Origin of the sequence: Paenibacillus sp. FSL R7-0302, assembly GCF_038006885.1 — a bacterium.
Classification (GTDB): domain Bacteria; phylum Bacillota; class Bacilli; order Paenibacillales; family Paenibacillaceae; genus Paenibacillus_AQ.
In genome coordinates this window covers 3,939,471-3,963,071 of sequence record NZ_JBBOWB010000001.1, presented here as the reverse complement: position 1 = coordinate 3,963,071, position 23,601 = coordinate 3,939,471, and the positions used below count along the sequence as shown (strand labels likewise).

Sequence of the window (23,601 nt, the reverse complement as noted above, 5' to 3'; positions counted from 1 at the left end):
ATGATTCCTTTTCGTTTCCTGCATGCTGCGGATCTGCATCTGGACAGCCGGTTCGCCGGTCTGTCCCATCTCCCGCAGGATATCCGCTCCTATCTCCGGGAGTCTACCTTCGCCGCCCTCGGGCGGCTTGTTGGCGTAGCCATCCTGCAAAAGGTAGATTTCGTAGTCATTAGCGGCGACGTCTACGATGTCTCAGAAGCTTCGCTTCAGGGGCAGCTCCGGTTCCGGGAGGCCCTGGAGGAACTTGGACGCCACGGGATTCAGGTGTTCCTGATTCACGGTAACCATGATCCGCTGGACGGCCCGCGCCTCAGCTCAGCACCGCCTGCCCATGTTACGGTATTCGGCGGCAGTGAGCCGGAGCACGTGACCGCCCGCCGCAGGGAAGACGGACGGGAGGTAGCTGTGGTTAGCGGCATCTCCTACCCGACCTCCAAAGTGACAGAGAATACAGCTCTGCGCTTCAGCCGCCAGCCGGGCAGCAGCCTGTTCCATATCGCCCTGCTGCATGGCAATGTGGACGGGGATCTCCAGCATGAGACGTACTCCCCGTGCACCCGGAAGGATCTGATCGGCAGGGGCTATGACTATTGGGCGCTCGGGCATATTCATAAGCGGAGTATTCTGCATGAGCATCCGCCTATCGTCTATCCGGGCAATATTCAAGGGAGAAGCATTAAGGAGACCGGGCCAAAGGGCTGTTATACAGTTGATGTCAGTGCAGAGGGGGGAGTCCGGCTGGATTTCCATGAACTGGACAGTGTGCGCTGGCAGGTCCGCGAGCTCTCTATTGATGGGCTCACTGACGAGGCCGAGTGGACCCTCGCTGTAGAGAATGCAGTGGAGGATATCCGTAGCGAGACCCCGCAGATGATGTCTGTGGTCAGGTTCCGCCTGACGGGGCGGGGCGATATACATAAGGTGCTGGCGGAGAAGGGGGCGGCGGATGACCTGCTCACCGAGCTGCAGCGGCGGGAAGCTGTGCGTGCGGTGCGCAAGGAATATGCAGGCTTGGTCTGGACGGAAGGCTTCTCCATTGAAACGGGACTTGCGGTTGACCGTGAGCACTTGCTTCTGGAGGACAGCTTCCTGGGTGAAATGCTGCGGCTTGCCGAACACAGTGGCGGGAATGCCGCAGAATTGGACGAGCTGGTCGCTACTGCGCTGAGACCGATGATGGAGAATCAGGAGCTGCGCAGGCTGCTATTATCCGTAGGCCCCGAGGAGAAACAGGAATGGCTTAGAGGTGCAGCGGAGCTGGGCATCACACTGCTGAGCGGACTGGACGAGTCCGGCGGGGCGCAGCTGAATGCTGCGGAAGAAGGCAAGGACCGGTCTGCTGAGGGCAGTGAAGCATTCATGGAAGGATCTGGATTGTTGGCGGGAGGGAAGACGAAGGATACTGACGGATGGGTGATGAATAGGGCCACTGCTGCGGATACAGGAGACAGCGATGGACAGCAAGGCCGGGAGGTAGAGGAATGAAGATCGATTCATTGCGGATAGGCGGCTATGGCCGGCTGGCCAAGCGGGAGATCGGACTGAATGAAGGGGTCACGGTTCTGTTCGGACGCAACGAGGCTGGTAAAAGCACGACCCTGCAGTTCATCCGTGCCATGCTGTACGGCATCCCCGGCCGGGGGAATCCGGTTGAACGGTACGAGCCGCTGCAAGGGGGGACGCACGGCGGGGTGCTGGAAGCAAGGGATGAGTCCGGCGCATTATGGACTATCCGCCGGTATGCATCCGGCGGCGCGGGGCCGGGCAGAGCAGAGAAGCTGCAGATTGCACTCAGCCATCCGGATGGCCGCACGGAGGAGCTGAATCAGGCGGAGCTGGAGCGGCGTCTGCTTGGCGGCATCTCCCGGAGTATGTTCCGCCAGCTGTTCGCTGTCTCGCTTGACGAGCTGCAGGAGCTGGGTGCCTTGCAGTCCGGGGAAATGAGCAGCTACCTGTTCCATGCCGGGATGGGCGGCGGCGGGGAGATTATGAGAGCAGAGAAGCGTCTGGTTCAGGAGGCCGAGAAGCTCTACAAGCCGCGCGGCAAGGTCCAGGAGGCGGCCAGGATTCTGCAGTCTATCGGGAAGCTGGAGCAGGAGGTAGCAGAGAGCCGCTCTTATCTGCCAAGATATAACGGGAATACTCTGGCTCTGGAAGCTGCGGAGCAGCAGCTGGAGCAGATGAAGCTGGACCGCGAGCTCGCCGGAGCAAGGCTGATGAAGCTGCGCAAGGCACAGGACATCCGGGAGCTGTGGCTGAAATGGAGCGAAGGCCGGCTGGAGCTTGAAGAGCTTCCCGTGATTGCATCGTTCCCGGATAACGGGGCGGAACGCTGGAGGTCACTTACAGCCGATCTGCGCAGCTTGCAGGGCGCAGCGTTCCGGCTGGAACGGCTGACGGCGGAGCTTACCGCAGAGCTGGCGGCGAATCCGCCCGACCCTCTGCTTGCGGAGCAGGGGCCTGCGCTCGAAGCGCTGGACCGCAGCCGCAGCAGCTATGAGGATAAGCGGGCGGAGCAGCAGCGGCTTGCCGCGGAGCTGACGGCTCTGCGGGAGCAGCTGGAACGCCTGCTGCGCAGCATTGGTGCAGGCTGGGACACCGCAGCGCTTGCGGGCTTCACCCCGGCCGCCGCGGACCGGGAGGCCGCGCGGCGTTATGCCGCCTCCTTTGCCGGGTATGACCGGCAAATGGAGACCCGGGGCGCGGAGCTGCTGAGCCTCCGCGCCCGCAAGGCCGCCGCCGCTGCTGCGCTGCAGGCGGCTGAGCGCCTGCTGGCTCAGGAGCACGCCAGCGGCGCAGCGGACTTCGCGGGCCTAGCTGCGCGCAGCCCGCGTGAACTGGTGCAGCTCTGGGACGAGCTGCAGCAGGCCGCCGAGCGCTGGCGCGAAGCGCAGCTCGGCCCGGAAGGCGGCGCGTCAGCTCCGCGCCGCCAGGGCCCCGCCGGGGGCAGCCGCCCCGGCGCGAACGGGCGCCGGGCGGCACGCTACCGGCGCTTCCTGCAGGCGGGCGCAGCGCTTACGCTGCTGCTGCCGCCTGCGCTGTGGCTGACCGGCGCACCGCCGGTCAGCGTATGGTCCGCGCTCGGCCTGCTGGCCGCAGCGGACCTGTGGCTCTGGGCCGCCCTGCGCGCAGCGGGGGCGGCGGATTCCCCGCCGGAGCCGGACGGCGGGGCGGCAGGCAAGGCCGCAGCGGAGATGCTGCGGCTGCGCGGGCAGCTGCTCTCCGGTGCGGAGCGGGAGAGCGGCAAGCCGTCCAGCCCTGACGCAGGCGGGCTGGAGGCCGGGATGCGCGAGCTGCGCCGGCTGATGGAGGCCTGGGGCACCTGGCGCCAGCGCGTAGACCGGCAGGCGGCTGAGGCCGAGGCCTGCCGGACGGAGCTTGAGCGGCTGAGCGGACAGGAGCAGGTGCTGACCGGCGAGCTGGAGGAAGCGGAGGCCCGCTTCACAGAGCTGGCGGCGCGCTACGAAGAATGGCTGCGTCAGCGTAGACTCCCCGAAGGGCTGTCCCCGGACGGCCTGCCGGATATTTTCGCCCTGGCAGAGCAGGGCCATGAGCTGCTGCGCCAGGAGGCCAAATGGTCTGCGCGGCTTAGCGGCCTGGCGGCGGAATGTGCGCTCTATGAACAGGAAGGGCTGAAGCTGCTTGCAGCTGCCGGGACCGGACGGATAGATTCTATTCCCTTTATAGCTGATCAGCAATCGCTACCGGCTTCTCCGCTTACTGATCAGCACCCGCTCCCCGCAACCAACCCTGCTGCCCAATACACAGCCGCAACTCCAGCGGCTCCCCGCCACCCCACACCAGCCGCCCTATTAACCTGGCTGGAGCTGCGGAAGCGGGAGTGGGATCAGCTGAAGGCGGAGCTGCTGCGCAGAGAGAGTGTGGAGGCGCGGCTGGCTGAAGTCCGGGAGGAGCTGGCAGCGAATCACAGGGAGCAGGCGGAATTGAACCAGCGCTGCTCGAAGCTGCTGGAGGAAGGCGGTGCTGAGGACGGCGAGCAGTTCCTGCGCCGTTCCTCGGCGTGGCTGAGGCGGATAGAGGTTACGCGGTCCGTGCGTCAAGCGGAGCTGGCGATGTTCAGCGGATGGGATGACGAAGGCCGGGCAGAGCTGCTGAGTCTGCTTACGCATCTGGATGCCGGGCGGCTTGCGCAGGAGCGTCAGGCCGCGGAAGAAGCGGCGGCCGAGCTTGAAGAGGAACGCAGCGCACTGCTTGAGCAGCGCGGCAAGCTGCTGCAGGAACGGGAAGCATTGACGAAGCGCGGCAAGGAAGATACTGCGCTCCAGCAGCTGGATGAACAGCGGGCGGCACTGCGTAATCTGGCCGGGCAATATGCGGTAACGGCGCTGGCGGCCGAGCTGATGGGCCGGACACGCCGGATCTATGAGCAGGAGAAGCAGCCGCAGGTGCTGCAGCTGGCCTCCGTGTATTTCGCGAAGCTCACGCACGGGGAATACCGCCGGATCGTGATGACGCTGGGGCATAAAGAGCTGAAGGCTGAACATAAGGATGCCGGACTGCTGGACAGCGGGCTGCTCAGCCGGGGAACTGCGGAGCAGCTGTATCTGGCAATCCGGCTGGCCCTGGCAGAAACGATGAGCAGCAAGGTGAATCTGCCGCTGTTCTTCGATGATCTGTTCGTGAACTTCGATGAACACCGGCTTCACGCAGCCCTGGCTCTGCTTGGCGAGCTGTCGGCTTCCCGGCAGATCGTCATGATGACCTGCCACCGCCATGTCGCTGAAGCCGTGGCGGGCATCATTCCTGCCGCAGCCATTATTTCCGTGTAGGCCGGATCGCAGGCTTGATGCTGACAATCGTGATTCCCTGCTTCTTGCCGCCCGCTCCTCCTGCGGGCGGCTTGCCCTGCCCCGGCGGCGGAGACATAGGGGAGCGCACCAGCATGACCACCCATATCAGACACAGCGCGCCGAAGATCGGGTAGAAGATGCCCAGCAGCGAGCTGAAGCCAAATTGGCTGAACACATAGCAGATCAGCATCAGCAGCGGGGCGACAAGCGCAGGGGCGACCGGGAGCCGCTGCTGGAGCTGTACGCTTACCCCGTAGATACCGGCGACGAAGGTGCTGAAGATTTCCATGAAGATCAGCAGCAAGAAGACCATCTGCACCACCGGACCCAGCCGGATGGCGATGCTTCCCATCGGAATCTCGAACTGCAGGATGCCCGGCATCTGCGAGCTCATGGCAAAATGGGCCGCCAGCAGCATGAACCCGATGCCCGCTCCGCCCAGAATCCCGCCGCGCACCAGCGCACGTTCGTCATCCGTATGACGGGCCAGCGGAACCAGCACTGCCTGGGCCATGCCAAGGTTGAACGAAGTATAGAGCAGCGGAGAGATCCAGGCATTGATGCCGCTGTGATCCGTGGGCAGGAAGAGGAAGCGGTCGGCTCCCGGAACGCCCAGCGTATTACAGACAAGGATCAGCGACAAAGTAAGCATCAGGGGCACCACCAGGCTGTTGATCTGCAGAATTCCGGAAATGCCGCGCTTCAGCAGCAAGTAAGATCCGAGGATCGTCAGAAGCAGCCCCGCCTGATAGGGGAGGCTGAGATGCTCCTTGAAGATCGCCCCGGCGCCTGCCAGCATGATGCTGTTCACCCCGATCAGAATAATCATGGTGAACAGGCTGATGATGGTCCCGGCCTTGGCGCCGAACAGGTGGCGGTTGAAATCCTCATACGAGTCCGCAGAGATTTTCCGGGCGATGATCATCATTTTGGTGCCCAGCCAGATAAAGAGAGCGGCAGAGAATAGAATCGTCAGCAGCGCCCAGTGGCCGTATCTGGTGAAAAAACGGAGGATTTCCTGGCCGGTAGCGAATCCGGCGCCGACAATGGTGCCGATATAAGTGAAAGCGATCTGTAATGTGCGGACATGTGACTTCATGCTTAGCCTCCTTATGAATGCTGCGAAGTTTACAATCGCGGGGCCTGCAAGGATATAGCCTTGTGTAGTCCGCATAGTACAGGTTATGATGAGGAACAGAGGGACATGACTTCCGCCTGGACGAACAGGTGCGATTTCGGTGGAACGTCTGCAACAAATAAATTCTTATATTTTTATTAAGGGTAATGGAGGTTTACAATGATGGAAGTATTGAAACAGCGGATATTGGAGGAAGGCGTAGTCGTCTCGGATCAGGTGCTTAAGCTGGACGGACTGCTTAACCACCAGGTCGATCCGATGCTGACGATGGAAATGGGACGGGAATTTGCCCGCAGATTTGCTGAGGCTGGAGTTACTCGCGTAGTGACTGTGGAATCCTCGGGGATTGCCGTGGCATTTGCCACCGCTTATGAGATGAAGGTACCGCTGGTGTTTGCCCGGCGAAAAAAAACGCTGCTGGCCGATCCCGATGCTCTGTGTGAGCGAGTTCCATCTTTTACCAAAGGAATTGTTACGGACATTATGCTGTCCCGCCAGTTCATCTCGGAGGATGACAAAATCCTCTTCATCGATGATATTATCGCCAACGGCGACGCGGCGCGCGGCTTGATCAAGATTATCCAGCGTTCCGGCGCTGAACTGGTGGGTCTTGGCGTAGTGGTCGAAAAAAGCTTCCAGGCAGGCGCCCGTACGATCCGGGAACAGGGAATCCGTCTGGAGTCTCTTGTTGATATCACCTCTCTTAATGACGGGACCATTGTTTTTGGATAAGGCTGAAGTGACAATAACAGGATCTCAGCCTATTTTTTAAACATCTGCTTTTCACCCTATAAGTTTTCCTTTATAATAAAAATTAGACATGAGAGAGGAGGCGTCACAATGGGGAATGAACCGGTGACAGAGCAATTTTTTATTGATAAACTAACCGAGGCTAAGGATCACTTCGAACGTGCGCTGGATTGCAAACACACGGAGTTCGACGATTTGTACCCCTATATGATCGAACATCCTCAGTTTTTCTGGTACAAACGTTATGTTGCTTGGTCGGAGCTTTTGACAATCACAAGTTTGTGTGAAGAGCTGTCGTATGGCTGGAGACAGACATTCACAGAGCATCAGGTCGAATATCTGGAACAACGTGTGATGTCCGCTAAAGTTCTTGACTTCTGGTTTGAGAAGAATGAAGCGCTGATATAGGAACTTCGTAAGATATACAGATTGCTTTGAACGTAACTAGACCCGGATGATTCTCATTTGGGTCTTTTTCATGACCGGATACAGGTTGAAATTGGACAAGCTAAGCACAGAGGGGAGAGAAGAAGACTATGATCAGTGATGAACAATTGGATGCTTACCGGATCTCCGGGGAAAAGATACGCGTTGTGCGGGACGGGCTGGAGAGTAATGATGTGAGGGGGATCGTGCTGGCCTGGGATGAGTCCCAGGTGATGATCCGCCGACCTAATAAGCGGGTGGTTAAGCTGGACCGGGGCTATCTGTATCAGCCGTTCAGTGAACCAAGACCAAAGACCGATACTGCGGAGTAAGCGGATTAGGAGGGAACCATGAGCCATCTTCATAAAATATCAATTGTCACAGGTGGCGCAAACGGAATTGGACGCTGCATCACCCAGGAATTACTGAAGGCGGGAGCAGTGGTTGCCTGCATCGATAAGGATCTTGCCGCCGGACGCTGGCTGGAGGCCAAGTATGGAAGAGAGCGGCTGTTCTTTTATCAGGGAGACATTGCGGAGCAGTCCGTGCTGGATGATTTCATCTCACAGGTAATCAGCCGCTACGGACAGGTGGATTACCTGATTAACAATGCCTGTATCAGCCGTAAAGGGCTGCAATCAGAATGCAGCTATGAGGATTTCGAGTATGTGCAGCGGATCGGAGTGACAGCGCCTTATTATCTGACGCTGCGGCTTAAGCCGCATTTTGCCCAAGGAGCCTCTATTGTGAATATCTCCTCCAGCCGGGAGCGGATGTCACAGCCGGATACCGAGAGCTATACTGCAGCCAAAGGCGGGATCGGTGCATTGACTCATGCCCTTAGTGTAAGTCTTAGCGGTAAAGTGCGGGTTAATGCAATCAGCCCGGGTTGGATTGATACCACCGCTTATCACGGTACAGAGGAATCGGCGGAGCCGGTTCATACAGAGCCGGATCGGCTGCAGCATCCTGCGGGACGGGTAGGAACTCCGGCGGATATCGCAGGCATGGTGCTGTTCCTGTGCAGTGAGGCTGCGGGATTCATAACGGGCGAGAATACGACAATCGATGGCGGGATGGGCAAGCAGATGATTTACCACGGAGACGAGGGCTGGACCTACCACCCTGGAGGGCAATCATGAAGCTGCCGGTTATTAAGAACGCCGGGGAACTGGCTGCGCTGGTGCGGGAGATCGGTTATCTGCCCTTGTTCCGCTGTGAGATCGCAGGCTTCTCTCTGGAGGAATGCACACCTGCGGGCTACTGGTTCGTGAAGGATGTCATCGGGCCGTGGGAATGGCGCGAGGAGATTGCGGCCGGGGGCGAGATCGCTTATGCGAAGCTTTTTAACAAGAAGGCCGGGTTCATCAGCAGAGAATGGTACCCGGACTTCGCCAATTACCGCCGGGACGGTTATGATTTCGATGCCAGATATGATGACGGACTGGCCTCCATGGCCAGCAAACGAATCATGGATGTGCTGCTGGAGCATGAGGCGGGGCTGCTGTCCAACGAGCTTAAGCAGCTGGCGGGCTTCGCAGCCAAAGGTGCGAAAGGCTTCGACACAGCCATGACGCTGCTCCAGATGCAGACCTACATTACAGCCAGCAAATTCGAGTATAAGCAGGACAAGCATGGCCGTCCCTACGGCTGGGGAATCGGACGTTATGCCGTGAGCGAGCATGTATTCGGAGCAGACTGGGTGACTTCGCAGTACAGCGTTCAGCCTGGGGCATCCAGGGAGCGGATCGTGGAGCATACGGCCAGGCTGTTCCCGGAGGCAGGAGCGAAGCAGCTGGAGAAGGTTCTAAAGTAAGGTTAGGCGTCACAAAAACCGAACACAATAGCTCACACGAAGGCACCTGAGCCAAATGTATGCGAAAAACCAATTACAATTGCTCGCGAAGCTACCTGCTCCAAATGTAATCGAAAAACCGATTACAATTGCTCGCGTGGAGCTACCTGATCCAAATGTAATCGAAAAACCGATTACAATCGCTCGCGTGGATCTACGTGGGCCAAATGTAATCGAAAAACCGATTACAATTGCTCGCGTGGGGCTACCTGGTCCAAATGTAATCGAAAAACCGATTACAATTGCTCGCGCGAAGGTACCTGCTCCAAATGTAATCGAAAAACCGATTACAATCGCTCGCGTGGATCTACGTGGGCCAAATGTAATCGAAAAACCGATTACAATTGCTCGCGTGGAGCTACCTGTGCCAAATGTATGCCGCCTGTGCTCCAGACGGCAAAGTCTAATCAAACCACTCCCCGTCAACGTATCATATATTGATCTGCACCCGCACCAAGAGCCTCGTCCAGAATAGGACGAGGCTCTTATGTCAGCAGTACAATCCATTACAAGATGCGGCTTAAATGGACATCGCCAACTGTTCGGCTTGTTCCTCCCGGGGGAGGACCGAGGCAAGCTCTGCACCCAGTCCGAGGTAGGCGCGCATGCGCTGCATCATTTCATTACGGAAGCCGGGCCATAGAATATGGATCTCGCCGACATAGCCCCGGCAGTTATACTCGGCGGTAACTCCGCGCTGGTCCTGGCGGACGGTATTGATCTTCAGCTGATGGGAGGTAAGCTCGCGGGTGACCTCCTGCAGCATCAGGGATGTCTTCTTGGTAGCGCTGGATACCAGCTCCATGTAGAGCTGGGGAGTCTTGAACAGACCGCTCTTGCCGATGGCACGGCAGTCGCGTTCAAATACTTTATGAATAAACGTTAGCAGCAGATAGCTTCTGACCAGGGACAATTCATCTTTGGTTATATTCTCAGGGATTGTTGGTGTATTTAGGGGGTGTCTCTTGGTAATCGCCATTATAAATCACCTCATTTATAGTATGCGAACCTTTGTTCTCATTATACACCGAATCCGCAAATAAAAGCAATATTTTACTTGCAATTTATGGATAGCAATTTACAATAAAATAAACTTGACTCCATAATTCCGGCATGGTAAAATCTATCTTGTGACTGCGCAAGCAAGTCAACTGAATATGCGGTCATGGCGGAATTGGCAGACGCGCTGGCTTCAGGTGCCAGTGGTAGCAATATCGTGGAGGTTCGAGTCCTCTTGACCGCATCACTATAAACTTTTAAGATCTTGATTCGTCTTCATAGACGTTGTCAAGATCTTTTTTTGCATGCCATTATCATCTTTATAATTCAGAATAACATATTGCCGATGATCATCATTTAATGATAAACATTAAATAATTATTGAAAAACATAAAAAAATCTGTTATATTCTAATCAACCTAATGAGGGAGTTCGATTAGATGAGTATTTTGAGAATCCAGAAGACAAGCAAAGTATTGTCCGTATGCCTGCAGTTGCTTTGTAACATGTTACTTCTAGCCACTCTGGCCATGATTGCTGCAATGGTCTGGCTTGCTGTGCTGTCAGGAGATGGAATTCCGACTGCACTACACAATATGACTCATATTTTTGTCAATAAAGATCATGGTGATTATGCCAAATCCGACCTGATTATTAAATTCAGCGGGGATGTAGCAAGGCTGTGTTTAATCATTTTTGTACTATTTTTAGTGAGGATGATATTTAAGGATATAAGCAGAGACTATACACCGTTTGTTGCCAAGCATACGAAGCGCTTGAAACTGATTTCCTTGTTGATGGCAGGCATGGCCTTTATTCCTGGACTCGTTGAAGTAGTACTGATACAAATAATTGATCCTGTGACGTTTGTGTATGCGTCGTTTGAGCTGTTTTTTGTTTTAGTTGCCATTGTATTTTTTTGTCTAGCTCAAATATTTGAATATGGCAGAATGCTGCAACAGCAATCTGACGAAACCTTGTGAGGATGTATGTGCGATGGCTATTATTTTGAGGCTAGACCGTGTAATGGCGGACCGTAAGATATCCCTGAACGAACTCGCGGATAAGGTGGGCATATCAAATGTGAATCTCTCAAACATTAAAACGGGTAAGATTAGCGCCATTCGCTTCTCTACACTTGATGCGATTTGTAATGTGCTCGATTGCCAGCCAGGTGATATTTTAGAGTTTCGGAGGGAAGAATAGTATATGACTGTTTCAATGATGGTGTCATCCCTTATACAATTAATCCTATTTAGCTTTATACCTCTGGTTTGTTGGTTAATATTCGCAAGAAAGAAGCAGTCTTTTTGGAGCTGGATCGGCTTAAAAGCTCCTGAAATAAAAAAGAAAAATCTATTTTTCATCCTGTTTTTCTCAGGGCTCCTTTTGTTCTTGTCGCTTGGATGGGTAATCATGTTGTTTTTTACCAATGGGTCCGACGTTGCTGCATCACAATTTGATGGCGTAGGCGTTGCAGGTATAGCGGCTGCTTTATTTTATGCTTTTGTACAAACTGGTTTGTCTGAAGAGATAGTATTCCGGGGGTTTATCGGAAAAAGGTTGATTTCTGCGGTTGGATTTACGGCAGGGAACTCGGTTCAGGCGGCATTGTTCGGCTGTTTGCACGGAGCTATGTTTTTTTCACATGCCGGATGTTTAAATGCCTTAATCATCACACTATTCACTGCTGTAATTGGCTGGTTTATGGGTTACATAAACGAGAAACTAGCAGGAGGATCGATTGTTCCAAGCTGGATTATGCATGGATTGGCCAATTTATTTACGGCGATGATGATGATGTTTAACTTGTTTTAGTAGTATAAGCCGTATTTCCGCTTGAATATAAATTCTCCGCTAACTGGATGAATTCTTCTGGGGGTACATCCTTATCTCTTTGAAGCCAAAGACGAAATAAAGAAAGGGTGGTCGTCAGATAAAACTCAATGAAGTACGGTGTTAAGGAGTGGTTTTGCGGAAGGCTTAGCAATTGCTCCATGGGAATTTCTTTTTTCAAGCGTGCTAAGAAATGCGGGCTTCCATAATCGCCCAGAAGGGCATGGAGCGCCAGGAGATGTTCTTTTTTGTCCAGACAAGAGAGCGCATCCTGAACCGAATGCACCGACAGCTCTTTACCGGCTAATTCTGCTTTGATGTCATGGAGCAAGTTATTTTCCACAGCATCCAGCAATTCGTAAATGTCAGTAAAGTATTGATAAAAGGTACTGCGGTTATACCCTGACCGGTTGGCGATTTCCTGAATGGAAATTTTCTCAACCGGCTTTTGGCTGTATAGCTCACAAAAAACTTCTATAAACCTTTGTTTAGTTTTCTCTGTGATTTGAGGCTGCTTCTTCATGTGTCCCTCCTGCTGTCGTATAAGATATCATCCGACAGATTTTAAAAAACTGATGATTGATCAAGGAATCCTAAAGCTTTATGATCACATCATACAACATGTTGTTGGATGATTACACGGAAATATGAATCAGCGGGGTGGTAAAATGTCAGCAGTAAAACAAAACAGAATTTTAATTTTCGGTGCAGGTGTCATCGGAAGCATCTATGCAATGAAGTTTATGGAAGCCGGGTTTGACGTTAGCCTGTTTGCACGTTCGGACAGATTCAGAGCCTTACAAGAAAAAGGTCTGCAATATAATGACAAAGGTACAGTCAGAACGATTCCGGTGAAGGTCATGGATACGCTCGAAAATGACGATATATTCGATTTTATTTTCGTTACCGTCCGTTATGACCGGGCCGAGTCAGCGTTGCTCGCGCTTAAGGATAATCAAAGCCCGAATATTGTTACGATGACCAATAGCTCCATTGGATTTTCTTCGTGGCGGAGGATTGTCGGGGATCGGCTCCTGCCGGCTTTTCCCGGCTTCGGCGGACAGATCAAAGATGGGGTCCTGTACGCCCGGTTCATGCCCAAGCTTCTAGTGGCTACCACCTTTGGAGAAATGAACGGCGCAGTGACGCAGCGCATCGTAAAGCTCTCACAAGTATTTCAAGCCGCCAAGCTTCCCTACGCTATAAAAAAGAATATGCAGGCGTATCTAATCACACATTCTGTATCAGACATTGCGCTGCTGGGCGGTTTGTATTCCGGGCATCGGATGACTGACCCTGTAACACCCGGAACCAGACAGACGGCACGCCAAATAACAGTTACTTTAAAAGCGTATCTAAAGGCAATCCGCAAAGCAGGTGTTGCCGTTGATCCGCCTTTCTTTAAAATAGTCCCTAAACTCCCAAGCTTCATGCTTGATCTTCTCTTCATTGCATGGCTGCGCACGAACATGGTTAAGGATATGCTGCTGCCGGATTATGCGAATGCTGCGAATCAGGAGGTTGTTCAGCTAGAGAATGATCTAACGAAATTTTTAACTATGCAGAACGGCTGATACCGGATAATTGTAATCTGAGCAATTAAAACCTGCAAAAAAGGGTTAAATGTATTACATCGCTGCAGTCTGTACTACTAATTCTGCCTCAATCTTAACCAAGGAGTGAGCAATGATGAGCTGGGATGTATTTATCATGAAAGAGAAATACGATTTTGAAGCGCCGGAGGAAGAACAGCCCCCAATGCCTCCCCTGGGACAACGTGATGAAATCATTGAGAAGCTGACCCGCCGTATACCGAACCTGGATTACCGGGATAAGGCTTGGGGCTTCCTTGAGGGCGAGGGGTATTCGATCGAGTTCAACACAGGCGATGAGGAGCTCGTGAATTCCATCATGCTGCATGTCCGGGGCGGGGGAGCAGTGATGGAGACGATCCAGCTGGTCTGTGAGACACTTGAAGCTTATGCGCTGGATACATCGGATTCCGGCTATATCGATTTTGAGCAGCCTGAGCAAGCGGAGCAATCCTGGGAGCAATTTCAGCGGTATCGTGACCAGGTGTTGAAGAATGATAACTAAAGAGGTATAGGGAAATCAACAGAGGCACAGGATGGTAATCACCTGCAGCCTCTGTTTTTTTGCTGTGTACAGCCCTCTCAAAATCCCCTGAAATAACGTGCAGAAGGGTATTGACGCCTGAAGATTGATCATGTTAATATTTTCACGTAGCAAACTAACATGTCAGTATATATGAATAGCATGTTAGCATGTTAACTCATTTATCCTACTTCAGGAGGTTATTTTGTGGATGTGGCTAATGTTGTAATCGGTTTCATTATGGTCTTATCGTTTTTTGGATTGGTGTGGTATTGCGTCAAGGGGTATAACCTCATGGTTGGCTTCTTCGTCATGTCGGTGCTGTGGACCTCGATTGCCCTGATCGGAAATAGCATTCATCCTACCTCCGTGATGGAGGGCAAGACTTTCATTGATGTCCTTACCAACGTATTCCAGACAGGGCCGGAGAATTACGGGAAGGCGATCCTGGTTAATATTTTCTTCGGCGCCTTCTTCGGAAGAGTCCTGATCGACACCGGGATTGCCGCTACCCTGATTCGTAAGGTTGTAGAGCTTGGGGGAGACAAACCCAGAATCACCATGTCTCTGCTGTGTATCGTTACCGCTGTAATCTTCACATCCATGACCGGTATCGGCCCGGTAATCTCCATTGCGGTCATCGTGCTGCCGATCATGCTGTCGCTCGGGATTCCTTCACCGATTGCCTTGTTCTCCTTCATGGGCTCGATCATGGCGGGGATTTTCGGGAACATTGTGAACTTTAAGCAATATCAGGCGATTTTTGCCACAGCCAATGAGAGTTATGCCAGCTACGACTACAATACATATTTCAAATTTGGCATGATTGCGATGGCTGTATCCTTGATCGTGGTTCTGGTGGTATCTAATGTGATGATGAACCGGAAGCTCTCCCGGGCCTGGGCGGCAACACCGGATAGCGGAGCTACTGTAGATGCACCTGCTATCTCCTGGATCTCAATCATTCTGCCGGTAGTAGGTGTGGTGGTGCTCAAGGTTCCGATCATTTTTGGATTTATCTTCGCCGCCTTGTTCGCCCTGTTGACCTGCGGTAAGCTGAAGGGCGGTTTTGCAAGCGTTTGCAGAATGCTGTCGAAGCAGTTCGCGGACGGAGCCATAGATGTAGCACCGATGATCGGGTTCCTGCTCACGCTGTCCATGTTCAACAATGCGGCCACCTATGCTTCCCCTTATTTCAAAACCCTGCTGGACGGCGCGATGCCCCAGACCGCGCTGCTCTTATGTATTGTATTTGCAATCCTGACACCGCTAGGCTTCTTCCGCGGCCCGATGAACCTTGTCGGTTCGGGTTCGGCCATCCTGGCCGTCGTGGTGGCAACCGCAGCCTGGCCGGTACAATTCCTCTATCCGCTGTTCGCCATTACTACAGTAGCACCGCAGCATTTGGACGTTACACAGTCCTGGGTGGCCTGGGGCTTCGGCTATACGAAGGTTCCGGCCAAGGAATATATGAAGATGTCGATTCCTACCGGCTGGATCATCGGGATTATTCTCTGCGCGGTTGTGTTCTTCATGTACGGCAATTTGGTGTAGCACTATATTAATGAAGAGAAACGGAGAAATCATATGAGTACAATGGTTAGAATGGGTATCGATGTGGGGGGAACCCATACCAAGGCAGTTGCGATTGACAACGCCACACATGAGATTATCGGGAAATCATCCGTGAAGACGACGCATGATCATGCCACAGGCGTAGCCGCAGGCGTGGTGAAATGCTTCATGAATTGCCTGGAGGAGAATAATATCCGTCCGGAGGATGTAGTGTTCGTGGCCCACAGTACCACGCAGGCAACGAATGCGCTGATCGAGGGCGATATTGCCCAGGTGGGCATCATTGGCCTGGCGAAGGGCGGTCTGGAAGGCTGGCTCGCCAAGCGTCAGACCCGGCTTCAGAATATCGACCTGGGCAACGGCAAGGAGATCAAGATCTACAATAGCTTTCTTAATGTTAAAAAAATGTCTGAAGCTTCCGTGCTGACGGTCATCGATGAATTGAAGCAGCAGGGGGCGCAGGTGATTGTGCCTTCGATGGCTTTTGGCGTAGATAACGGGCGGCCCGAGGAACTGGTCTATATAGAAGCAGAGAAAAAAGGCATGCCGACCACCATGGCCTCCGACATCACCAAATTATACGGGCTGACCCGCAGAACGCGGACGGCGGCGATTAATGCAAGCATTCTGCCGAAGATGCTGGATACCGCCAATTCCACAGAGAAGTCTGTGCGGGAGGCCGGGGTCCATGTTCCGCTGATGATCATGAGAGGCGACGGCGGCGTCATGGAGATCAGTGAGATGAAGAAACGGCCTGTGCTGACGATGCTGTCGGGACCGGCGGCTTCGGTCATGGGCTCACTGATGTATCTGAGAGCGTCGAACGGGGTGTACTTCGAGGTCGGCGGCACGACTACCAATATCGGTGTGATCAAAAACGGCCGCCCGGCCATCGACTATTCCATCGTCGGCGGTCATCCGACCTATGTCAATTCCCTGGATGTACGGGTGCTCGGCGTGGCCGGCGGGTCCATGATCCGGGCGAACAAGAGCGGAGTGGTCGATGTCGGACCAAGATCGGCGCATATCGGCGGACTGGATTATTCGGTATTCACCGATCCGGATCAGATCAAGGGAGCACAGGTCGAATTCTTTTCTCCGAAGCCGGGTGATCCTGCTGATTATGTGGCCATCCGGCTGGAGAACGGGGAGCGGGTGACGATCACGAACTCCTGCGCGGCGAATGTGCTGGGACTGGTGAAGCCGGAGCATTTCTCCTACGGGAATGTGGAAGCGGCCAGAAGGGCGATACAGGCACTGGCGGATTATTGCGGAACAACGGTAGAGGATATCGCCAAGCAGATTATGGAGAAGGCCTATGCCAAGATCGAGCCGATCATTCTGGCACTGGCTGAGAAATACAAGCTGGAGAAGGATCAGATCTCTCTCGTCGGCGTGGGCGGCGGAGCGGCTTCGCTGATTGTCTATTTTTCGGAGAAAATGGGCCTGAAATACAGCATCCCCGAGAATGCCGAGGTGATCTCTTCGATAGGTGTCGCCCTGTCGATGGTCCGGGATGTGGTGGAGCGGATTATTCCGTCCCCGTCCAAGGAAGTGATTGCCGCCCTGAAGATGGAAGCCTTGAACAAGGCCATCCAGAGCGGAGCGACCCCGGAGAGCATCGAGATTCATATCGATATTGATCCGCAGACCTCCAAGGTGACAGCGATTGCTACCGGTTCCACCGAGGTGAAGACGACTGAGCTGCTGAAGGAATGTGATGAGGCGGAGCTGCGGGAGCTGGCTGCCCAGGATATGCGCATCCCTGTGGAGCGGACGGAGCTGCTGCAGAAGACTAGATATGTCAGTATTTTCGGCGAAAAGATGGATAAAGCCGGTGAAGCCGGGGCAGTCCGTATCCTGGATACCAAAGGCTTCATCAAAGTGCAGAGAGGCCGGGCTATGGCGTTGAAGACAACAGCCGGGGACTATCTGAGCGCAGTGAAGCAGTTGTGGGAGGCAATGGCTGTGTATCAGACGGAGCTGATTGCAAGACCTGACTTTTACCTGTGTATCGGCGCACGTGTGATGGACTTTACAGCCTCTGACTTCGAACAGCTAGAGCTGCTGATGGACATCGAGGTATCCACGTTCGAGCCGGACACGGAGGTTATTGTCGTGGCGGCCAATATCAAGCAGAGTTAAGAGCCGCGCGGAAGAGCGTGTAGACAGGAGGACGTATGCAAGTACAGACGAAGCTGGGAGAGCTGCTGTATCCATTGCTGGAGGTTGACGATGAGGCTTGGGGAATGTATGCCTTCAGGAGAGACATCCTGAACCGGCGTATTCCGCCGGAGACGAAGCGGGAAATGCTGAAGCAGGCCAGAGCCTGCGGCATAGAATATGCACAGCGGATGATACTTGAATATGGAACCCGAGATGTCCGGGTGCTTGCCGGGCGGATGAACCTGAAGCTGGAATTCAAGGATGCGCTCATGACCGGCAAGCGTGTGCTGTTCGCCTCCTATACCCCTCCGGACCGGATCGAAATCATGGAAGAACCCTTGCGCAGAGCGGCGGAGCAGGTGCGGGAGGCGGGTCCTGGTCTAGTTGAACTTTTTCCGCAAGCTGGTATAATGAATACTATCCTTGGCCACGAAATTTATCATTTTGTAGAAGACCGGTTTGCACAGGAAATATACACCCGGACCGAGCGCATTCTGCTATGGAAGCTGCTGGGCCTGAAGAATTATTCTACAATACGCACCTTAAGTGAGGTTGGAGCCATGGCTTTTACACAGGAGCTGAACAGACTGCGGTACTCGCCGTTTATTCTGGATGTTCTGTTGTATTATGCCTACGACCCGGCCAGTGCGGAGACAATAACCCGTGATGTACTAGGAGTGAGTTCAGGGAAGGTGTAGGGAAGCCGTTGAAGATTATGAATAACAGTAATTCACTGAATGATGTAACTTATAATAGAATAAAAGAAGACATCATGAATATGACGCTCGAGCCGGGAATGGATGTCAGTGTGCAGAAGCTGTCTGAACGCTATGGCGTCAGCCGGACGCCGGTGCGGGAAGCTGTCGTCCGCCTTCAACAGTCAGGACTGGTGGAAATATATCCGCAGCGCAAAACGGTAGTCTCGAAGATCGATCTGCAACGGGTACGTGAGGAGTGGTTCATCCGCACCTCGCTGGAATCTGCGGTGATCGATGAATTCATCCGCAAGTGCAGCGAGCTGGTAGCAGATACGATGCAGGAACTGATTAATAAGCAGAAGAAATACATGGACAAGAAATACTTTAGAGAATTCTATATTAAGGACAACCGGTTCCATCAGCTGATCTTCCAGACGGCCGGAGAAGAATTGTCCTGGTTCACCATCGAAGAGGTAGCGTCCCATTATAACCGTATCCGTCTGCTCTACGGGAAGATGGAGGGGGTCCAGCCATCCGATATCGATAAGCATGTGAAGATGGTGGCGGCTACCCGCAAGCGGGATGTGGAAGGAATGCGCAAGGTCGTGATGGAGCATTCCAATACGCTGCTGGACCGGGTCCAGAGCATGTCGAAGCAATACCCGCAATTCTTCTAAATGTACACAAGATTAAAGAGGCGTATCCGAAAGTTCCGCTCTATGGAGAGGACTTCCGAGATACGCCTTTTTGTTAAAATATAAGAAATCCTATTGCTGCTTGAGCCGCCGGTAATATAGCCAGGTTCTGCCCGCGAACGAGCCGAAGAGCAGAATGGAAAGGAACATAATTGAAGTGTTCCACGCCTGGGAAGTGGTAAATTCATCCCGCAGGATGCTATCTATGAAGGCCGACACATTCAGGCTGTAGAGTAGGATCATGGGCAGGAACAGCAGGGTATAGCTGATGGCGATTTTACGTGCGTGCTTCAGGCGGTGTAACGGATCGCTGTAGAGCTCCGGGTATTCGGCATGCTCCGGGTTCTCCCGGCTCCACAGGGTCCATTTCTGCAGAGAGAAGGGAGAACTGTAGAGCCTGGTCCAGCCTGCCTCCTGATGCAGCTCGAAATACCCTTCACCCGCAACGACCTGATAGTCAGCGTGATATTTCATACGGCGCGGACGGCCCTTGCTGAAATGGAACAACGTTCCTCCGAAGCCTACTTTATAGAGATTCCAGCCGTGCAGCTCCTGCTCCTCCAGCCATTGCTCCAGCCGGTCAGGGGCATACATCCAGCCTAACTTCATCCGCGCCATCGTAGTGCCGGCGGGCTTCTGCGGTCTGGAGGGCTGCTTCAGGTCCTGATGATCCAATAGAAATACCTTACTGGCAGCCCGGAGCTTCACCATGGAGTAGATTGCAAGAACAAGCAGGGCCAGGGCTCCCGCTGCTGCGGTCCAGGTAACAGCCCACATCGGGCTTGGCTGAATGCGGACTGGAGTGTCCTGATTGAAGGTGAGCCCTAGTACAAGCAGTGGAATAAGTGCTATGAGCAGCAAATACACCAGGATTCCCATGAAAAGATAGGAGATGATGCGGTTACGCCTCAGGACATCCTTACGTGAAGGATAGGCGCTAATCTGTGACGGGGACCGGTCATTCTCGTACAGGCTCCACTTTCCTTGCTGTAGCCTCCTGCTCCATCCCTCTGCGGACAGATAAGGAGACATGGATGAATGCTTGGATGAATGATAAGCCAGCTGATAAGTTAGCAAGGCGGGCTCAGCCTGCCGGAAGGTAAAGCGCCGCAGCAGTAAGCTCCATTCCTCCAGACGCCATCCCCTGCCGGCCATATCGGCCAACCAGGCTTCTGTCCCCGGCAGATCGTAGCTCCAAAAGGGCCGAAATACAGTTCTCATTGAAATTCCTCCTCACTGGTGACGGCGTTGCGGTGAAGTTCCTTTAATCTGCCGATTTCTGCGCGCATGACTTCCTTCCCCAGCTCAGACACCTCGTACACCGTCTTTCTCTCTTCATCGGCAAATACGGTAATTAGCCCATCCTTATTCATCTTGGTCAAGGTTCCATACACCGTACCGGAGCCCAGCCGCAGCCGTCCTTCCGACAGATCATCCACATGCTTGATGATTCCGTATCCATGGCGCGGCTTGGTTAAGGACAACAGAATATAGAAGGCCGTTTCGGTCATGGGGACGTACTTTTTTAGAACCTTTTGTGCTGCGGACACCGCGTTCACCTGCTTCGTCAATTCGTTGTGCCAAGTCATAGCTATAAGAGGATATGTCATGCTGTGACTATGTCATATCATGACTATATCACGTTGCGACATATTATTCAACGATAAGTGAGCGAGCTGAGGCAGCAGAGTTACATTGGCGTAAGAAGCAGGGGCTGACACATTGGCTGCCAGAGCTCAGGTACAAGCTGGGGCTGTGAACAGTAGACCGTCTGTAGATACTGGCTGAGCGGGGCCAGCTTGTCCTCAACGAGCACCTCCTTGATGTCGGACGGCTTGACGGGTATAGCTTGTCCGGTGGAGGACATGAATTCGGCTAGGGGAAGCAGCATTGCGCAGCTCTTGCGGTATGACATGCGGTGCGGGAACCTGGGGGAACTGCCGGAATCGTATTTGGACAGCCTGATGCGGGTGTAGTGACCCGCCAGGACGCTGCGGGCATCGAGCTTCAGCACAGCGAAGACCTCGCCCGGCTCTCTGCGCGAATACATTGCAGCCATTGCGAGGCAATCGCGCCAGGTCGGCCACAGGAACACATGGCGGTCCAGGCAGCGGCGGAATTCCTCCGCCGTTGTCCCCGGAGCCATCGCCTCAGGCGCAACACGCAGATGGGCATTCAGAATCGCGGCTTGCCCGGCGTAGCTTACCCGGTGCGCAGCAGTACGCCGCTCTCCGGCTGCATGGGCGGGACTCAGCACGGCAGAGGAATAGATGGTGTCAAGGGCAGCCATGGCGGGCAGATTCACTGCCCGGGTGAAATGATAGAAGGAGGTGCGGAGCGGGCTTTTGGTCATGGCGTCAATCCGGGAGGGGTTCATGGGAGCTTCTGCCCTTTGAAGGAGCTGAAGGGCATACTCTTCACCTTGCGGTTCAGCAGCACGGCATTGATCTCGCCTCCGGCCAGGATGATAAATGAGCTGATATACAGCCAGATTAGCAGCACTGTTACGCCCCCGAGACTGCCGTAGGTTTTGGAGAAATCACTGAATTGATTGACGTATACCGAGAACAGGATCGAGGTCGTAATCCAGCCGATGGTGGTGAACAACGCCCCAGGCATAACCTCCCGCAGCGCCAGTCTCCGGCTGGGAGCGATCCAGTACAGCAGGGTAAAGACGATGAACATCACGAGCAGCGGAACCAGGTATTGCAGCAGATCCCAGAGCTTTTGGAATCCATAGGGAAGGTCAACCAGCAGGAAGACTTGCGTCTTGAGCCAGCTGCCAAGGACCAATAGCAGAATGCTGAGCAGTACGACGAACCCGATCGTCAAGGTAGCGAGCAGGGCGATCCCCCGGATTTTCCAGAACACTCTGCTCTCGTCAATCTCGTAGGCACGGTTCAGCCCCTTGATGATGGCATTGATTCCTTTGGAGGCGGCCCAAAGGGTAGCCAGCATCCCGAAGGACAACAGTGTCTGGCTGCGTCCGGCGGATACATCCTGCAGAATCTCTTCTATGATAGAGATGGCTTCGGCGGGCATGATCTGCTCCAGCTGCTCTATATTTTTCTCCAGGGAGATATTCGCATACCCGATCAGGGTCATGATGAAGATCAGAAAAGGAAACAGGGACAGGATTAAATAATAGGTCAGCTGCGCAGCGATGCCCTGGACATCATCGTCGTTGATTTTCACCCATAGCTGCTTGATGAACTTGAAAGTGCCTCTTCTACTGCCTGAAGTGCTGTTCATAAGACCCTCCTTCATGAATTGCCGGATAGACTGACGTGGCAGCCAAATCGTTCCATATATATGTATACCCGTTAAAATATCCTTTAGTCCGTTAAGCTTAGTTTTATTGTACCATACGGGGATTCGATGGATTTTGAACAGTGAAAATTCAAGCAGGAAATTCACTTGTATTATACTGGAAAACTCTTAGAATAGTAGTAAAGATAACTACCCAAGGCTGCTAAGGTCTGTCGGTTAAAGTACATTATCAAACCTACTATAAGGAGATTGCCCATGAAGCTGCTGCTGGAAGATTTCGAAGGAATCAGGCGCTGGATGTACCGCAATGCCCGTCCGCTGGACCTGGCGAGATGGAGATTTCACTTTGAGGGCGGCGGGTCTGCGCCGGTACTGGAAGCGCTGTCCGCCTACCAGAATGAGGATGGGGGCTTCGGCCATGCCCTGGAAGCAGACGCGTGGAATCCGCATTCCACGCCCATCCAGACCGCTACGGCGGTAGAAAGGCTGCTGGAGCTGGAATTCGCAGATGCCGGGCATCCGCTGGTGGAGGGAATTCTGAAATACCTGGACAGCGGTGCGGATATGGATGGCCGAACGTGGAGGAATGTCGTAGCTTCCAATAATGATTATCCTCATGGCCCCTGGTGGCATACAAGCTCGGACAGTACTTCCCGCAGTATGTATAACCCGACAGCTATTCTGGCCGGATTCATTCTGAAGGCTGCTCCGAAGGATAGCGGGCTGTATGCCACCGGACTAGGGATTGCCCGTGAGCTGACGGAGCTTTTCCTGCGTGATCCAGCTATTGAGATGCACCCGCTGAAATGTGTGGATACGCTGCTGCATTACATCACCTGGGCCGGGCTGCAGGAGCACTTCCCCTATGTGGAGTTGCACAAATCCTTCAAAGAACAGAGCGCACGGCTGATCAGCCGCGATGAGGGGAATTGGAGCGGGTATGGCTGCAGACCGTCAGCGTTCATCCATTCGCCGCATAGTCCCGGATACGCTGAACTCGGCGGGCTGCTGCACCAGGAGCTGGATTATCTGCTGGAGACCCGAAATGCCGCAGGCGTCTGGGAGCTGACCTGGAGCTGGGAAGGATATGAACGCGAGTATGCTGTCAGTGAGAATTGGTGGAAGGCACATATCGTGATTGAGAATTTGCGGCTGCTGCGGGAATTCGGACGAATAGCGGAGCTGCCGGGGACTGACTAGGAATTGAATTTACCTTAAAAAAATAATGCAGCGCATGTTAAGCCACAGCTCTCCGGATGGAGGGGCT

25 protein-coding genes and 1 tRNA gene are annotated in these 23,601 nt (G+C 53.8%); 19 read left to right on the top strand and 7 right to left on the bottom strand.

All coding sequences use genetic code 11. The annotated features are described in order from the left end of the window. Both MKY96_RS17260 and MKY96_RS17255 read left to right on the top strand, forming a co-directional pair. Window positions 1-1,485 (top strand): metallophosphoesterase family protein, encoded by a 1,485-nt coding sequence (locus MKY96_RS17260; RefSeq protein ID WP_340941901.1) that lies wholly within the window; start codon window positions 1-3, stop codon window positions 1,483-1,485. Next, window positions 1,482-4,790, top strand: a complete 3,309-nt coding sequence (locus MKY96_RS17255; RefSeq protein ID WP_340941899.1) for an AAA family ATPase — start codon at window positions 1,482-1,484, stop codon at window positions 4,788-4,790. The genes MKY96_RS17260 and MKY96_RS17255 overlap by 4 nt, the downstream gene beginning before the upstream one ends. Here the strand turns inward: MKY96_RS17255 and MKY96_RS17250 are convergent. Further along, the gene (locus MKY96_RS17250; RefSeq protein WP_340941898.1) at window positions 4,777-5,910 is read right to left on the bottom strand and encodes a YkvI family membrane protein; all 1,134 of its coding nucleotides are present in this window, start codon (window positions 5,908-5,910) and stop codon (window positions 4,777-4,779) included. The genes MKY96_RS17255 and MKY96_RS17250 overlap by 14 nt on opposite strands. A gap of 201 nt (window positions 5,911-6,111) precedes the next feature. Here MKY96_RS17250 and MKY96_RS17245 point away from each other — a divergent pair, with 201 nt between their 5' ends. The 6 genes from MKY96_RS17245 (at window position 6,112) to MKY96_RS17220 (ending at window position 9,455) form a co-directional block, all read left to right on the top strand. Continuing rightward, on the top strand, window positions 6,112-6,681 hold the full coding sequence (locus tag MKY96_RS17245) for a xanthine phosphoribosyltransferase (RefSeq protein WP_340941897.1): 570 nt from the start codon (window positions 6,112-6,114) through the stop codon (window positions 6,679-6,681). Window positions 6,682-6,789: 108 nt separating this feature from the next. Continuing rightward, window positions 6,790-7,107, top strand: coding sequence for a hypothetical protein (locus MKY96_RS17240; protein ID WP_340941896.1), 318 nt, complete (start codon window positions 6,790-6,792; stop codon window positions 7,105-7,107). Between the two features lie 128 nt (window positions 7,108-7,235). Continuing rightward, a complete protein-coding gene (locus tag MKY96_RS17235; RefSeq protein WP_340941894.1) occupies window positions 7,236-7,457 on the top strand; it encodes a hypothetical protein in 222 nt (73 codons plus the stop codon). Window positions 7,458-7,475: 18 nt separating this feature from the next. Continuing rightward, window positions 7,476-8,267 carry an SDR family oxidoreductase gene (locus tag MKY96_RS17230; RefSeq protein ID WP_340941893.1) on the top strand — a complete coding sequence of 264 codons (792 nt, stop codon included), beginning with the start codon at window positions 7,476-7,478 and terminating at the stop codon, window positions 8,265-8,267. Then, on the top strand, window positions 8,264-8,941 hold the full coding sequence (locus MKY96_RS17225; protein ID WP_340941891.1) for an AlkZ-related protein: 678 nt from the start codon (window positions 8,264-8,266) through the stop codon (window positions 8,939-8,941). Before MKY96_RS17230 ends, MKY96_RS17225 begins: the two co-directional genes overlap by 4 nt. A 55-nt stretch (window positions 8,942-8,996) precedes the next feature. Continuing rightward, window positions 8,997-9,455 (top strand): hypothetical protein, encoded by a 459-nt coding sequence (locus MKY96_RS17220; RefSeq protein ID WP_340941889.1) that lies wholly within the window; start codon window positions 8,997-8,999, stop codon window positions 9,453-9,455. A gap of 45 nt (window positions 9,456-9,500) precedes the next feature. On the opposite strand, the gene MKY96_RS17215 is transcribed toward MKY96_RS17220, so the two are convergent. Further along, window positions 9,501-9,959 (bottom strand): hypothetical protein, encoded by a 459-nt coding sequence (locus tag MKY96_RS17215; protein ID WP_340941887.1) that lies wholly within the window; start codon window positions 9,957-9,959, stop codon window positions 9,501-9,503. A 180-nt stretch (window positions 9,960-10,139) separates the two neighbouring features. On the opposite strand from MKY96_RS17215, the gene MKY96_RS17210 reads away from it, so the two are divergent. From MKY96_RS17210 to MKY96_RS17195, 4 genes are all read left to right on the top strand, one after another. Then, a tRNA-Leu gene (locus tag MKY96_RS17210) sits at window positions 10,140-10,223 on the top strand. Between the two features lie 196 nt (window positions 10,224-10,419). Continuing rightward, on the top strand, window positions 10,420-10,962 hold the full coding sequence (locus MKY96_RS17205) for a hypothetical protein (protein ID WP_340941886.1): 543 nt from the start codon (window positions 10,420-10,422) through the stop codon (window positions 10,960-10,962). Window positions 10,963-10,975: 13 nt separating this feature from the next. Beyond that, the gene (locus MKY96_RS17200; RefSeq protein ID WP_340941884.1) at window positions 10,976-11,185 is read left to right on the top strand and encodes a helix-turn-helix domain-containing protein; all 210 of its coding nucleotides are present in this window, start codon (window positions 10,976-10,978) and stop codon (window positions 11,183-11,185) included. Between the two features lie 3 nt (window positions 11,186-11,188). Continuing rightward, on the top strand, window positions 11,189-11,797 hold the full coding sequence (locus MKY96_RS17195) for a CPBP family intramembrane glutamic endopeptidase (RefSeq protein ID WP_340941883.1): 609 nt from the start codon (window positions 11,189-11,191) through the stop codon (window positions 11,795-11,797). Here MKY96_RS17195 and MKY96_RS17190 read toward each other — a convergent pair. Further along, window positions 11,784-12,338, bottom strand: a complete 555-nt coding sequence (locus MKY96_RS17190; RefSeq protein ID WP_340941881.1) for a TetR/AcrR family transcriptional regulator — start codon at window positions 12,336-12,338, stop codon at window positions 11,784-11,786. The genes MKY96_RS17195 and MKY96_RS17190 overlap by 14 nt on opposite strands. 145 nt (window positions 12,339-12,483) lie before the next feature. Here MKY96_RS17190 and MKY96_RS17185 point away from each other — a divergent pair, with 145 nt between their 5' ends. The 6 genes from MKY96_RS17185 to MKY96_RS17160 all read left to right on the top strand — a co-directional run bounded on the left by MKY96_RS17185 (window position 12,484) and on the right by MKY96_RS17160 (window position 19,046). After that, window positions 12,484-13,389, top strand: coding sequence for a ketopantoate reductase family protein (locus MKY96_RS17185; protein WP_340941879.1), 906 nt, complete (start codon window positions 12,484-12,486; stop codon window positions 13,387-13,389). 136 nt (window positions 13,390-13,525) lie between these two features. After that, a complete protein-coding gene (locus tag MKY96_RS17180; protein WP_340941877.1) occupies window positions 13,526-13,912 on the top strand; it encodes a hypothetical protein in 387 nt (128 codons plus the stop codon). Between the two features lie 225 nt (window positions 13,913-14,137). Then, window positions 14,138-15,484, top strand: a complete 1,347-nt coding sequence (locus MKY96_RS17175; protein WP_083684870.1) for a citrate transporter — start codon at window positions 14,138-14,140, stop codon at window positions 15,482-15,484. A 33-nt stretch (window positions 15,485-15,517) separates the two neighbouring features. Continuing rightward, entirely contained in the window at window positions 15,518-17,650 is a 2,133-nt protein-coding gene (locus MKY96_RS17170) for a hydantoinase/oxoprolinase family protein (protein ID WP_340941875.1), read from the top strand. Between the two features lie 35 nt (window positions 17,651-17,685). After that, window positions 17,686-18,369 carry a hypothetical protein gene (locus tag MKY96_RS17165; RefSeq protein ID WP_340941873.1) on the top strand — a complete coding sequence of 228 codons (684 nt, stop codon included), beginning with the start codon at window positions 17,686-17,688 and terminating at the stop codon, window positions 18,367-18,369. Window positions 18,370-18,386: 17 nt separating this feature from the next. After that, window positions 18,387-19,046 carry a GntR family transcriptional regulator gene (locus MKY96_RS17160; protein WP_076157574.1) on the top strand — a complete coding sequence of 220 codons (660 nt, stop codon included), beginning with the start codon at window positions 18,387-18,389 and terminating at the stop codon, window positions 19,044-19,046. A gap of 90 nt (window positions 19,047-19,136) precedes the next feature. On the opposite strand, the gene MKY96_RS17155 is transcribed toward MKY96_RS17160, so the two are convergent. The 4 genes from MKY96_RS17155 to MKY96_RS17140 form a co-directional block, all read right to left on the bottom strand. After that, window positions 19,137-20,285, bottom strand: coding sequence for a DUF2812 domain-containing protein (locus MKY96_RS17155; RefSeq protein ID WP_340941872.1), 1,149 nt, complete (start codon window positions 20,283-20,285; stop codon window positions 19,137-19,139). Next, complete coding sequence (locus tag MKY96_RS17150; protein ID WP_340941871.1) at window positions 20,282-20,653, bottom strand: PadR family transcriptional regulator; 372 nt, start codon at window positions 20,651-20,653, stop codon at window positions 20,282-20,284. The genes MKY96_RS17155 and MKY96_RS17150 overlap by 4 nt, the downstream gene beginning before the upstream one ends. A gap of 101 nt (window positions 20,654-20,754) precedes the next feature. Beyond that, on the bottom strand, window positions 20,755-21,441 hold the full coding sequence (locus MKY96_RS17145; RefSeq protein WP_340941869.1) for a DUF7002 family protein: 687 nt from the start codon (window positions 21,439-21,441) through the stop codon (window positions 20,755-20,757). Then, a complete protein-coding gene (locus MKY96_RS17140) occupies window positions 21,438-22,316 on the bottom strand; it encodes a YihY/virulence factor BrkB family protein (RefSeq protein ID WP_340941867.1) in 879 nt (292 codons plus the stop codon). The genes MKY96_RS17145 and MKY96_RS17140 overlap by 4 nt, the downstream gene beginning before the upstream one ends. Before the next feature lie 273 nt (window positions 22,317-22,589). Here MKY96_RS17140 and MKY96_RS17135 point away from each other — a divergent pair, with 273 nt between their 5' ends. Beyond that, complete coding sequence (locus MKY96_RS17135) at window positions 22,590-23,534, top strand: hypothetical protein (RefSeq protein ID WP_340941865.1); 945 nt, start codon at window positions 22,590-22,592, stop codon at window positions 23,532-23,534. Window positions 23,535-23,601 lie beyond the last annotated feature (67 nt).

Excerpts from the sequence above, each read along its gene's own strand:
- MKY96_RS17260 (WP_340941901.1), top strand. The coding sequence starts at position 1 with ATGATTCCTTTTCGTTTCCTGCATGCTGCGGATCTGCATCTGGACAGC.
- MKY96_RS17255 (WP_340941899.1), top strand. The coding sequence starts at position 1,482 with ATGAAGATCGATTCATTGCGGATAGGCGGCTATGGCCGGCTGGCCAAG.
- MKY96_RS17250 (WP_340941898.1), bottom strand. The coding sequence starts at position 5,910 with ATGAAGTCACATGTCCGCACATTACAGATCGCTTTCACTTATATCGGC.
- MKY96_RS17245 (WP_340941897.1), top strand. The coding sequence starts at position 6,112 with ATGGAAGTATTGAAACAGCGGATATTGGAGGAAGGCGTAGTCGTCTCG.
- MKY96_RS17240 (WP_340941896.1), top strand. The coding sequence starts at position 6,790 with ATGGGGAATGAACCGGTGACAGAGCAATTTTTTATTGATAAACTAACC.
- MKY96_RS17235 (WP_340941894.1), top strand. The coding sequence starts at position 7,236 with ATGATCAGTGATGAACAATTGGATGCTTACCGGATCTCCGGGGAAAAG.
- MKY96_RS17230 (WP_340941893.1), top strand. The coding sequence starts at position 7,476 with ATGAGCCATCTTCATAAAATATCAATTGTCACAGGTGGCGCAAACGGA.
- MKY96_RS17225 (WP_340941891.1), top strand. The coding sequence starts at position 8,264 with ATGAAGCTGCCGGTTATTAAGAACGCCGGGGAACTGGCTGCGCTGGTG.
- MKY96_RS17220 (WP_340941889.1), top strand. The coding sequence starts at position 8,997 with ATGTATGCGAAAAACCAATTACAATTGCTCGCGAAGCTACCTGCTCCA.
- MKY96_RS17215 (WP_340941887.1), bottom strand. The coding sequence starts at position 9,959 with ATGGCGATTACCAAGAGACACCCCCTAAATACACCAACAATCCCTGAG.
- MKY96_RS17205 (WP_340941886.1), top strand. The coding sequence starts at position 10,420 with ATGAGTATTTTGAGAATCCAGAAGACAAGCAAAGTATTGTCCGTATGC.
- MKY96_RS17200 (WP_340941884.1), top strand. The coding sequence starts at position 10,976 with ATGGCTATTATTTTGAGGCTAGACCGTGTAATGGCGGACCGTAAGATA.
- MKY96_RS17195 (WP_340941883.1), top strand. The coding sequence starts at position 11,189 with ATGACTGTTTCAATGATGGTGTCATCCCTTATACAATTAATCCTATTT.
- MKY96_RS17190 (WP_340941881.1), bottom strand. The coding sequence starts at position 12,338 with ATGAAGAAGCAGCCTCAAATCACAGAGAAAACTAAACAAAGGTTTATA.
- MKY96_RS17185 (WP_340941879.1), top strand. The coding sequence starts at position 12,484 with ATGTCAGCAGTAAAACAAAACAGAATTTTAATTTTCGGTGCAGGTGTC.
- MKY96_RS17180 (WP_340941877.1), top strand. The coding sequence starts at position 13,526 with ATGAAAGAGAAATACGATTTTGAAGCGCCGGAGGAAGAACAGCCCCCA.
- MKY96_RS17170 (WP_340941875.1), top strand. The coding sequence starts at position 15,518 with ATGAGTACAATGGTTAGAATGGGTATCGATGTGGGGGGAACCCATACC.
- MKY96_RS17165 (WP_340941873.1), top strand. The coding sequence starts at position 17,686 with ATGCAAGTACAGACGAAGCTGGGAGAGCTGCTGTATCCATTGCTGGAG.
- MKY96_RS17160 (WP_076157574.1), top strand. The coding sequence starts at position 18,387 with ATGAATAACAGTAATTCACTGAATGATGTAACTTATAATAGAATAAAA.
- MKY96_RS17155 (WP_340941872.1), bottom strand. The coding sequence starts at position 20,285 with ATGAGAACTGTATTTCGGCCCTTTTGGAGCTACGATCTGCCGGGGACA.
- MKY96_RS17150 (WP_340941871.1), bottom strand. The coding sequence starts at position 20,653 with ATGACTTGGCACAACGAATTGACGAAGCAGGTGAACGCGGTGTCCGCA.
- MKY96_RS17145 (WP_340941869.1), bottom strand. The coding sequence starts at position 21,441 with ATGAACCCCTCCCGGATTGACGCCATGACCAAAAGCCCGCTCCGCACC.
- MKY96_RS17140 (WP_340941867.1), bottom strand. The coding sequence starts at position 22,316 with ATGAACAGCACTTCAGGCAGTAGAAGAGGCACTTTCAAGTTCATCAAG.
- MKY96_RS17135 (WP_340941865.1), top strand. The coding sequence starts at position 22,590 with ATGAAGCTGCTGCTGGAAGATTTCGAAGGAATCAGGCGCTGGATGTAC.